Below are 11,094 nucleotides of genomic sequence, written 5' to 3'. Positions count from 1 at the left end.
CCAGGGGACGGTCTACGACCTCTCCGGGGTCACGGCCGACATCGACGGCGGCTTCCTCGCCGGCGGCGGCATCGCCACGGTGCGCTCCGCTCTGGCAGAGAACTCGTTGCCGGAGCTGCAGGACGCCGGGTCCCTGCGGGCCGGCCCGCCGGTGGCACGGCCCGGGGCCGTGGTGTGCGTGGGACAGAACTATGCCGCCCACGCCGCCGAGACCGGTGACCCGCCCCCCAGCACGCCGATCATCTTCTTCAAGCACCCCAACACGGTGGTGGGTCCGCACGACGACGTCGTGATCCCCCCTAACGCCGAGAAAGTGGACTGGGAGGTGGAACTGGCCGTGGTCATCGGCCGCCGGGCCTCCTACCTGGCCGATCACGAGGAGGCGCTGGCGTGCATCGCCGGCTTCACCGTCAGCAATGACGTCTCGGAGCGGGACTTCCAGATCAGCCAGTCCGGCGGGCAGTGGTCCAAGGGCAAGTGCTGCCCCACGTTCAACCCGCTCGGCCCGGTCCTGGTGCCGGCCGAGGACCTCGGGGACCCGCAGGACCTCCGGCTGTACTCCACGGTTAACGGTGAGGCGCGGCAGGACTCCAGCACCGCGGACATGGTCTTCGGAGTGGCGGAGATCGTCCGGCACCTCTCCCAGTACATGGCCCTGGACCCCGGGGACGTGGTCAACACCGGCACCCCGCAGGGCGTGGCCCTGTCCGGGCGCTTCCCCTACCTGCGGGCCGGGGACACGATGACCATCGGCATCGAGGGCCTGGGAGAGCAGCGGCAGACGGTGGTGGACCACGACTCCGCCAGGGCGTCCGGTGCGCCGGAGCGGACCTGACGTCTCTGGGTCATTGCCGGACCTCCATAGCCGGGATGGCGCCCTGACCGTGCCCGCGCGTCTCAGCAGAGCGGCAGGCCTACCGCACGAGGTCGGTGCTCCGGCCAGGAAATGCACCTGCCGGTGATGCCGGCGACCAGACAGCATGTCCGGCTCTTCGAACCCCTGAGGAATGTGGTCATCGATGGCGAACAACTTCTCCCTCCACGGCCGGCGGGCTCTGGTCACGGGCGCGGGGCGCGGGCTGGGACGTGCCATGGCCGAGGGGCTCGCCGAAGCCGGGGCACAGGTCGCCCTGGTCTCCCGCACGAGCGCCGAGATCGACGAGGTGGCCGCGACCGTCGGCGAGCGAGCCGTCGCCCACCCCGCCGACGTGTCCAGCTCGACCGACATGTCCGGTCTGCTGGACAGCGTCGAGGACGAGCTGGGTGGTGGCGTGGACATCGTCCTGCACGGTGCGGGGATCCAGCACCGCGCCCCGGCTGAGGCGTTCGACCGCGCACAGTGGGACCGGATCCTCAGCACCAATTTGACGGCTCCCTTCCTGCTCAGCCAGGAAATCGGCAGGCGCCAGATCCGGCGGGGGCGGGAAGGCAGCCACATCTTCATCGGCTCGCTGACCAGTCACATTTCGATCCGGGACGTCGTGGCCTACACTGCCAGCAAATCCGGGGTCTACGGGGTGGTCCGGGGCTTGAGCACCGAATGGGCACAGCACGGCATCCGGGTGAACGGCATCGGGCCGGGATATTTCCGGACCAAGCTCACCGAGGCCGTGTTCGAGGATCCCGAGCGCCAGCAGAAAATGCTCGACCGCATCCCCATGCAGCGGTTCGGGAATCCGGAGGACCTCGCCGGTGCCGCGGTCTTCCTCGCATCTCCGGCCGCCGGCTACATCACCGGCCAGATGCTGATGGTCGACGGCGGATGGCTGAGCAGCTGAGTCCAGCCCCGGTCCTTCCCAGTCCCTGCACGGCGGCGAAGCAGTCGTGGGCCGTGGTGCCCCTGCGCGCGCAGCGGCTGATGCTCACGTCCCTGGTGGGCCGATGTCCGGCGGGCTCAGCGGGGGTGGACGCCGGCGAGTGAGGCGCCCGCACCCAGGAAGACCAGGCTGCGCCCATTTCCTGCCGTCTTTCCCGGCGTTCCGCCAGGGAGACCGCACGGGGGATTCGCCGACCGCGGCCGCGGCCATGGATCCAGGCCCCGGAACCGGCCGTCGGCGGTGGTGCCGGTGAAGTTCAGCAGGGCGGCTCCGCAGGCCCGGGCCGGCCAGGGGCGACCCTGACCGGCCCGGGCGGAGCAGTTCCTGGATGGTGTCCTGTTCAGCCGGGGACACCTCCGGCGTCTGATCCGGTTGCTCCCCGAATTCCGATGGGCTCAGGTCCACCGGTGTTTCGAAGTGCTCCTTCATCTCGGCCCTCCGGCCCCTGGGAGGGTGATGGGGCCTCTTACACAGCTACTGCGATAGTCGCTGATCGGAGGAGATGCGGACTCAAACCCAGGGGGATTCGGTCTCAGGCTCTGGGACATGGTGGACCTCGGCTTGGTGTGGTCCGGTGAGCACGGGAGGGCGGATCAGTTCCCGATCACCCGTTGGGTCTGGGTTCCGAGACGGGTGATGCCGAGCGTCATGGTTTCGCCACCGTGCAGAAAGGCCTGGGGTGACATGCCCATGCCGACACCCGGGGGAGTTCCGGTGTTGATGAGGTCGCCGGGCTCCAAGGCCATGAACTGGCTGAGGTAATGCACGATGAAGGTGGGGCTGAAGATCATGGTGGACGTGGAGCCGTTCTGGCGGCGGACACCGTCGATGTCGAGCCACATGTCGAGGTCCAGGACGTCGTGGATCTCATCCGGTGTCACGAGGTAGGGGCCCGCGGGGTTGAAGGTCGGCGCCGACTTGCCTTTGGACCATTGGCCGTTGCGTTCGAGCTGCCACTCCCGTTCGCTGACGTCGTTGACGAGGACGTAGCCTGCGATGGCGTCCGCGGCCTCTGTCTCGTCCGCGAGGTAGGAGGCGCGCTGTCCGACAACGATGCCGAGTTCCACTTCCCAGTCGGTCTTTTCGGAACCGCGGGGGACCTGCACGTCGTCGTTGGGGCCGATGAGGGTGTTGGGTGATTTCGTGAACAGGATGGGTTCGTCGGGTACGGGCTGTCCGGTCTCGGCGGCGTGGTCACTATAGTTCAGACCGATGCAGAGTATCTGGTGGGGACGCGCGATGGGCGCGCCGAGACGGCGTCCGGCAAGTGCCTCGCCCCGTCCGTCTGCGATCCGTGAGGCGATGGTGGCGGGCAGGGCTGCGATCGCTCCCGAGGCGAAGAAGGTGCCGTCGAAATCATCGACGACGTCCGAGAGGTCGACGAATGTGTCGTCGTCGACCAGGGCACCGGGGACCTCGGAGCCGACGGCTCCTGCTCGTACAAGTCTCATGCGTGGTATTCCCTTCAGTAGGGGGTCGTGGTGCTGTCCGCTCACCTGTTGGGTGGGCGGCCTGGGGTGTCGAACCTGCCCAGGAACAATGTCCTGTCCGGTCAGCGAGGACAGGAACAGGACGCGGTCGTGTCAGATGTCCTTTTCCTCGACGGAGCGGGCCTGGTGATCCCCAGGAGGCCTTCAGCGGGATGGCGGCCAGCGACCGTTGCGGCATTCGCCGTGGGAGCAGTCCTCATGGCCTACTGGGAACGGAGCCGCAGGGCTTGCAGGCCGCCGTCCACGGTGATGGAGGTTCCGGTGGTGGAGCCCGACAGCGGGCTGGCGAGGAAGGCGACCGCACCGGCGACTTCCTCGGGCTTGACCAGCCGGCCGTGGGGTTGTCTTGCCTGTAGAGCTGCCCGTTCGGCGACGGGATCGGGCGCGTTCGAGAGGAGGCGACCGATCCAGGGCGTGTCGACGGTGCCGGGGAGGACGGCGTTGACGCGGATGCCCTCCCGGATGTGGTCTGCCGCGATGGCCCGCGTCATGGCGAGCACGGCGCCCTTCGTGGCCGTGTAGAGGACGCGCTGGGGCAGGCCGGCGTCTGCGACGACGGATGAAAGGTTGACGACGGAAGCGGCGGACGACTCGCACAGGAAGGGAAGGGCTGCACGGATTACGCGGGCCATGCCGACGACGTTGATGTTCCAGACCCTCATCCATTCGTCGTCGTCATTGGCGGTGACGTCGCCCTGGGCTCCAACACCTGCGTTGTTGATGATGATGTCGATGCGACCGAATCTCTCAGCGACCGCAGCGATTGCCGCTTGCACCGACGCGTCGTCGGCAACATCGGCCGGGACGGCGAAGTACGCGCCATCCGCATCGTCTGCGTCGATGGAGAGGTCGAGCACGGCGACACTGGCTCCGCTGTCGTGGAACCGCCGGGCGATTGCCGCGCCGATGCCGGATGCGCCTCCAGTCACTACCGCGACGAGGCCTTCGAATTCGCTCATGGACTACTCCTTGTGCTGTGCGGTCGCGACCGTGTCGAGAACTTCGAGGATGTGTCTGTACGGGCGCCCTGTCGCCCTGGTCATGCCGATCTCGCACATCCGGTTGCAGGAGACGTATGCGTCGAACTCGATGGCTGCTATGTCGTGCGCCTCGCGCTGAGTGGCGCTGGAAGTGAGTTCGGGATGCAGCATGCCGCGGTCGCCGGCGAACGCGCAGCATCCCCAGTTCGCCGGTACCGTCACCTCGGAGGCAACGGCCGATGCGAGCACGGCGAGGTTCGTGTCCGATCCGGCTCGTGTGCTCGAACAGGTGGGGTGCACCACGATGCTGCCGATCCGGTTGCCGATGTCGAGTCCGGGCAGGATGTGCTCCGCGGTGTAGTCGACGGTGTCGACGATCTGCAGGGAGCGGAACTCAGGATGTTCCTCCACCGCTTTCTCGAGTGCCAGCACGAGGCCCTCAGAACAGGACGAGTTGTCGCAGATGACAGGGAGCCGGCCATGATCGGAGGCCTGCCAGAGTGCGGCGGCGGTGCGTTCGACCATGTCGTGGTAACCGTCGGAGATTCCCTTGGACTTCCACGGGGTGCCACAGCACTGGTTGCCGATTCCGTCCGGACGAGCGAGTTCGATGCCTGCTTTCGCTGCGAGGGATTCAAGGGCCACGGCGACACCGTCGCCTCCCTCGGCCGGGCCGAACATGGTGCCCACGCATGCCTGGAAGTGGACGGCATCCGCGGTTGTGGAGGATCTGCTACGGCGTCCTGCGCCGCCTCTGGGCAGGTCCTGGGACCACAGCGGCAGAGTGTCCGCCCCGAGAACGGCCCGGGCCGCTGCGTTCGGCACAGTGATCAGCGCAGGAGGCAAAGCGGCGGCGATCGTGAGTGCGGTGGAGACCCCTCGCGTGGCGGGTTTCCATGCCTTGCCCGCTGCGGTCCAGGCCGCGGCCTCGACTGTGCCGATCGTCTCGGATCGGAGCCGTCGGACGAGGTCGCCTGTGTTGATGAGCACAGGGCACGCTGTCTGGCACATGCCGTCGACTGCGCAGGTATTGATGACGTCGTATTCCTGCTCACGCCGCAGCTCCGCGGAGAGGGCGGTGTCGCCCGCGGAGTCAGCGTCGGCGATGGCCCGCTGAACGACGATGCGTTGGCGGGGGGTGGTCGTGAGGTCTTTGCTCGGGCAGACCGGCTCGCAGTACCCGCACTCGACGCAGCGGTCGACTTCGGCCTCGACGGTGGGCGTCGACTTGAGGTGCTTCATATGCAGGTCCGGGTCGGCGGTGAGCACTACGTCCGGGTTCAGGATGCCTGCGGGGTCGAAGGCCTTCTTGAGGGCGAGCATGATGCTGTAGAGCTCCGGGCCGTACTGGCGGGCCACGAACGGGGCCATGATCCGCCCGGTTCCGTGCTCTGCCTTCAGAGTGCCGCCGGCGGCGAGCACGATGTCGACCATGTCCTCGGTGAACGCCGCATACCGGGCGAGATGTGATGCGGTTTCGAAGTCCTCATTGATGAGGAAGTGGATGTTGCCGTCCTTCGCGTGTCCGAAGATGACCGCATCTCCGTAGCCATGGGCCTGAAAGAGGTGTGTGAGGGCGGCGCACGTGTCCGAGAGCTGCTCGACGGGGACCGCGATGTCCTTGAGGAGGGCGGTCGTTCCCGGCGGACGGGACCCAGCGACGGTCGCGTAGAGGCCTTTGCGGACGCGCCAGAGGGACGCGCGCACTACAGGGTCCTGTGACAGGACGGCGGTCCTGGTGAGTGGCAGGCGTTCGAGGAGTGCCTGGGCCTCCAGAGTCAACGCGGACAGCTCGTCGGCGGTGGCCGCCTGGTACTCGATGAGCAACGCACAGTGGTCGACGACATCGAACGGGGGGAGTGCGGCCCGGGATTCCGGGTCGATGCGCGCCGCACGCAGAGACGCGGCGTCCATGAGCTCGATGGTTGCAGGGCTGGTGGCGTTCAGGTCGACGAGGGCGTCGGTCGCATCGCGCAGCGTGTCGAAGACCAGCAGGGCCGTCGCCGCGAACGTGTGCAGCGGGACGGTGTTGAAGGTGGCTTCCGCGATGAAGCCCAGGGTCCCTTCGCTGCCGACCATGAGGTGGGCGAGGATCTGTATCGGTTCCTCGTGGTCGATGAGGGAGTTGAGACCGTACCCCATGGTGTTCTTGATGCTGTACTGGCACTCGATCTCAGCGACCAGCTGGGGGTCGGAGAGTATCTGTTCTCGGAGCGCCGTCACAGCATGCCAGAGCTCGGGATCGGTTGCGCGGAGCCTGTCGTCCGCGTCCGCCGCGGCCGTATCGACGACGGTCCCGCTCGGCAGGACGATCATCGCCGATCGCAGGGTGCTGTATGTGTTCTGTCGGGTGCCGCAAGCCATCCCGCTCGAGTTGTTGGCGACCACTCCGCCGATGGTGCACGCGATCTCGCTCGCGGGATCGGGGCCGAGTTTGCGGCCGTACCGCAACAGGCGAGCATTGACCTGCCGGACGGTGGCTCCCGGTCCGAGCCTGGCAACGAGCCCATCCTCTTCGACTGCGACGGATCGGAAGAACTTCCGGGTGTCGACGAGGACATTCCCGCTGGATGCTTGCCCCGACAGGCTCGTGCCTCCGGAGCGGAAGGTCAGTGTCTCGCCGTGAGCGGTTGCTGTTGCGAAAAGGGTGCCGACTTCCTGCACGTCCTGCGCCGTCACGACTGCACGGGGAGTGAGCAGATAGTGGGATGCATCGACTGCGGCTGCCACCCGGTCGAAAGCACTTGTGGAGACGGCACCATCACGGGGCAGGGCGGCGCCCAGCGTGGCGGCCAGCGCTGATTCCGGGCCGGTGAGCGTTGACCGTGAGGCTGTTCTAGTGGGATTCACGGCCCACACCGTCACCGCTCGAGCCCACGAGGAAGTCCAGATCAGCACCCTGGTCGGCCTGCATGACGTGGTCCACATACAGCTTCGCCCAACCCCGTACCGGCGCCGCATAAGCGGCTTCACTCGCAGGAGTCTGCGTCCGGGCGTGGAGTTCCTCATCAGTGACATCCATGGTGAGGGAACGGTTCGCGACGTCGACCGTGATGACGTCACCGGTGCGGACGAAGGCCAGGGGGCCGCCGGCGGCTGCTTCGGGGGAAACATGGAGGATGACGGTGCCGTAGGCGGTCCCGCTCATCCGGGCATCACTGATCCGCACCATGTCGCGGACGCCCTGTTCCAGCAGCTTGCGGGGCAACGGCATGTTGCCGACCTCGGGGAAGCCAGGGTAGCCGCGGGGGCCGCACCCGCGCAGCACGAGCACGGAATCCGCAGTGACCTCCAGATCGGGGTCATCGATGCGTTCCCGCATGTCCTCGATGCTGTCGAAGACAACGGCCGGCCCGGTGTGCTGCAGCAGCTCCGCCGTTGCGGCGGCGGGTTTGACGATTGCTCCTCGTGGCGCCAGGTTCCCTCGCAGCACCGCGATACCCGCATCGTCCATCAATGGTGTGTCACGCGGGAGGATGACGGTGTCATCGTAGATCGGCTGATCCACCAGATACTCCACGAGCGGGGTGCCGGTGACCGTGATGGGCTCTGGGTACAAGAGATCTCTCACCTGCGACAGCAGGGCAAGAACTCCGCCGGCACGGTACAGGTCGTCCATCAGGAAATCACCCGAGGGCTGCAGGTTCGCCATGACGGGCACACCCGCGCCGGCGGCGTCGAAATCCTCCAGCGTCAGATCGACCCCGAGCCGTCCTGCGATGGCCAGCAGGTGCACGACCGCGTTCGTCGACCCGCCCACCGCGGCGATCGCGATGATGGCGTTGAGGAAGGACTCCTTCGTCATGATGTCGCTCGGACGCCGCCCTTGCGCGATCAACTCGACAACGAGTCGGCCGGTGTCGTGGGACATGGACAGTAAGCGGGCATCGGCGGCAGGGATGCCCGCGAAACCGGGGATGGTCATGCCGAGTGCTTCGGCGGCGACCGCCATGGTGGAGGCCGTGCCCATCGTGTTGCAGTGGCCCTTGCTGCGGATCATCGACTGCTCCGACTGGATGAACTGTCTCGTGCTGATGGTGCCGGCTCGGGCTTCTTCACTCAGGCGCCACACATCGGTTCCGCACCCCAGGGCCTGGCCGCGGAAGTGACCGGTGAGCATGGGGCCGCCGGGCACGACGATGGCGGGAATGTCGACCGACGCCGCTGCCATCAACAGCGCGGGGATCGTCTTGTCACAGCCGCCCAGGAGAACGAGTCCGTCTATGGGGTTGGCGCGGAACATCTCTTCCATGGCCATCGCTGCCATGTTCCGCCAGAGCATGGCAGTGGGCTTCACCTGGGTCTCGCCAAGAGACACCACAGGGAGGTTGAGCGGGACGCCGCCTGCTGCCCACACGCCCTGCTTGACCGAGTCCGCGACTTCGTTGAGGTGCACGTTGCAGGGCGTGAGATCGGACGCAGTGTTTGCAATGGCGATCTGAGGCCGTGAGGAGTCGAGGGCATCATCGGGCACGCCCCGCCGCATCCACGCCCGGTGGATGTAGGCGTTCCGGTCTGAGCCGGCATACCAGTCGGCACTACGGAGACGATCCACGATGACCTCTTCCATTTATTGGAACTTTGTACTACTATATGGAACTATGACGCATCGAGTGAACTATGACACACCGAGCTGACGCTGTCCAAGGGCAGCGCCTCGTAGGTTCTGATCGGGTGCTCGCCGTGCTGCTGGAACTGGGCAAACACCCCGAGGGCGCAACGCTCGAGGACATCGCCTCCGCGCTGGCCAGCCCGAAGCCCACAGTCCATCGAGCGCTGGTTTCGCTCCGCAAGGCCTCTCTTGCCGAACTGACCTCTCGTGGGGTCTACGCATTGGGTGATGAATTCTTCAGGATCGCGTTCAGCAACCATGCCGCACGGCCGGACACTGCGCGTATCCAGCCGCTCCTCGCCGCTCTCGCTTCCGAGTACGGTGAGACACTCCATTACGCGGTGCTCGACGGCAAGGACGTCGTCTATCGGGCAAAAGTCGACCCCGCCCATGGGGCAGTGAAACTCACTTCCGTCGTCGGGGGCCGCAACCCTGCCTATCGGACCGCGGTCGGCAAGCTGCTCCTGTCCTACACCCTGACCACCGAGACGGAACTGGCAGCGTGGTTGCAGGGTCAAGAACTTGAGGCGAAGACGGCGTCAACCATCACCGAGCCCTCCGCCTTGCTTGCTGAACTGCATGCAACCCGTGCCCGGGGCTTCGGGATCGACGACGAAGAGAACGAACCGGGCGTCAACTGCATTGCGGTGCCCGCCTTCCAGGACTCAGCAGGCATTCCTGCCGGCGCCATCAGTGTGAGTGCTCTGCGTTTTCGATACCCGATCAAGCGGCTGCTCGACACCGCGCCAGCCTTGATCGCCCGTGTTCAGGACGGTCTGGTGGGCCGTCTCTGAAGTGGTCGCTCGGTCGGCTATCTCCGGCCGTCCGGACCGCGCTGGTCGACGACGGCCTGATGCAGCTTCTCCATCCTCCGGCCTGCTGCCCGATGCGCAGCCGGCGCCGGCAGGTGATCCCGGAACCGGAGCCCAGCTGTGCTGGGGGTCCCGTCCAGGCGGTGCCGCTCTTGGTCACGAACGGGACGTCCTGCGGGACGGCACGGTCATCGACTCCCGGCCGCCCTGATCCACCGTTCACGACTGTCACGTCGAGCCCACCGGTGCGGGCTCACACCATGTGCTTGCCGCCGTCGACGAAGTAGGACGCGCCGTTGACGAAGCCGGCCTCATGGCTGGTAAGAAAGTTGACCAGCGCGGCGACCTCCTCGGGCCGGCCGACCCGCCCGGTGGGCACGGCGGAGGACAGTGTGGCCCGGCGTTCATCCGTGAGCGCGCCGCCCATGATGTCGGTGTCGATCGGGCCCGGGACTATGGCGTTGCAGGTGATGCCGTGCCCGCCGAGCTCACGGGCGCCTCCGCGAGTCAGGCCGAGGACCGCCGCCTTCGCCGCGGCGTAGCCGGTCTTCGAGAAGGTCCCGCCGCCGTCGTAGGCGGTGATCGAGGACGTGTTGACGATCCGCCCGCCGTGCCCGCCCTCGATCATGCGCTGTGCTGCGGCCTGCATCATGAGCAGGGTGCCCGTGGCATTCACGTCCATGACCCGGGTCCACACGTCCTTGGTGAGCTCGAAGAGCGTGTGGGGGCTGGCGATGCCGGCCAGGTTCACCTCGGCGAGCACCGGTGGGAGGTGGGCGTCGATCTCCTCGAATGCCGCGTCGACCGAGGCCGGGTCCGCCACGTCGACCGCGATCCCGCGGACCGGGTGCGCCGTCTGCTCGGCGAGCTCGGCGGCGAAAAGACGGATGCCGTCGGCGTCGACGTCCAGCACTGCCAGGGCCCAACCCTCCTGCGCGAGGCGGCGGGCGACGTGGCGGCCGATCCCGCGCGCGGCTCCGGCGCCGGTGACGATCGCCGTGCGTCGATCGGGGAATTGTCCGGGGAACTGTCGGTCCGTCATGGGTGCTCCTGAGGTCTCGGGTGCGGGGCGTATTGCGAGGTGCTGGGTCAGACGACCAAGGCGTCAACGATCCGCACCAGGACGAAGGCCATGAAGCCGATCGTGAGAGTGGCCACGGGGAACGCGGTCCCGTACTTGGACTGTGCGTTGAATCACATCTCCTACCCCATACCCTATAGGATATTGGAGCTCTGTCCAGCAGGAGCTGGATGCGACCGCGTGGTGGAGCTTTGGGGCGCCCTCAGGCGGGGTGGCGCGGGCGGCATCTCCGGGCAGGTCCTGTGACGGCGGACGCGAGTGAGGGAATCGGCATGGAGACGGGTGTTCCGGGCGGGGCGTGG

The 11,094-nt window shown here is 67.0% G+C and carries 8 protein-coding genes; 3 read left to right on the top strand and 5 right to left on the bottom strand.

Features of this window, described 5'->3' with window-relative positions:
- Positions 1-835: fumarylacetoacetate hydrolase family protein (locus tag ABD220_RS17975; protein WP_344124866.1), on the top strand; the 835-nt coding region annotated here is incomplete at its 5' end.
- Positions 836-1,007: 172 nt separating this feature from the next.
- Positions 1,008-1,778, top strand: coding sequence for an SDR family oxidoreductase (locus ABD220_RS17970; protein ID WP_344124865.1), 771 nt, complete (start codon positions 1,008-1,010; stop codon positions 1,776-1,778).
- A 632-nt stretch (positions 1,779-2,410) separates the two neighbouring features.
- Here ABD220_RS17970 and ABD220_RS17965 read toward each other — a convergent pair.
- The 4 genes from ABD220_RS17965 to ABD220_RS17950 all read right to left on the bottom strand — a co-directional run bounded on the left by ABD220_RS17965 (position 2,411) and on the right by ABD220_RS17950 (position 8,857).
- Positions 2,411-3,268: a fumarylacetoacetate hydrolase family protein gene (locus tag ABD220_RS17965; protein ID WP_344124864.1), complete on the bottom strand. Its 858-nt coding sequence runs from the start codon at positions 3,266-3,268 to the stop codon at positions 2,411-2,413.
- Positions 3,269-3,510: 242 nt separating this feature from the next.
- On the bottom strand, positions 3,511-4,266 hold the full coding sequence (locus tag ABD220_RS17960; protein ID WP_344124863.1) for an SDR family NAD(P)-dependent oxidoreductase: 756 nt from the start codon (positions 4,264-4,266) through the stop codon (positions 3,511-3,513).
- 3 nt (positions 4,267-4,269) lie between these two features.
- On the bottom strand, positions 4,270-6,966 hold the full coding sequence (locus tag ABD220_RS17955; RefSeq protein WP_344124862.1) for an FAD-binding and (Fe-S)-binding domain-containing protein: 2,697 nt from the start codon (positions 6,964-6,966) through the stop codon (positions 4,270-4,272).
- A 157-nt stretch (positions 6,967-7,123) separates the two neighbouring features.
- Entirely contained in the window at positions 7,124-8,857 is a 1,734-nt protein-coding gene (locus ABD220_RS17950) for an IlvD/Edd family dehydratase (RefSeq protein ID WP_344124861.1), read from the bottom strand.
- A 104-nt stretch (positions 8,858-8,961) separates the two neighbouring features.
- Here ABD220_RS17950 and ABD220_RS17945 point away from each other — a divergent pair, with 104 nt between their 5' ends.
- Positions 8,962-9,693 (top strand): IclR family transcriptional regulator, encoded by a 732-nt coding sequence (locus tag ABD220_RS17945; RefSeq protein WP_344124860.1) that lies wholly within the window; start codon positions 8,962-8,964, stop codon positions 9,691-9,693.
- Positions 9,694-9,964: 271 nt separating this feature from the next.
- On the opposite strand, the gene ABD220_RS17940 is transcribed toward ABD220_RS17945, so the two are convergent.
- A complete protein-coding gene (locus tag ABD220_RS17940; RefSeq protein WP_344124858.1) occupies positions 9,965-10,753 on the bottom strand; it encodes an SDR family NAD(P)-dependent oxidoreductase in 789 nt (262 codons plus the stop codon).
- Positions 10,754-11,094: the final 341 nt, after the last annotated feature.

Origin of the sequence: Kocuria aegyptia, from assembly GCF_039530085.1 — a bacterium.
Classification (GTDB): domain Bacteria; phylum Actinomycetota; class Actinomycetes; order Actinomycetales; family Micrococcaceae; genus Kocuria; species Kocuria aegyptia.
The sequence above is the reverse complement of the archived record's forward strand: the minus strand, read 5'-3'. Positions and strand labels throughout refer to the sequence as shown.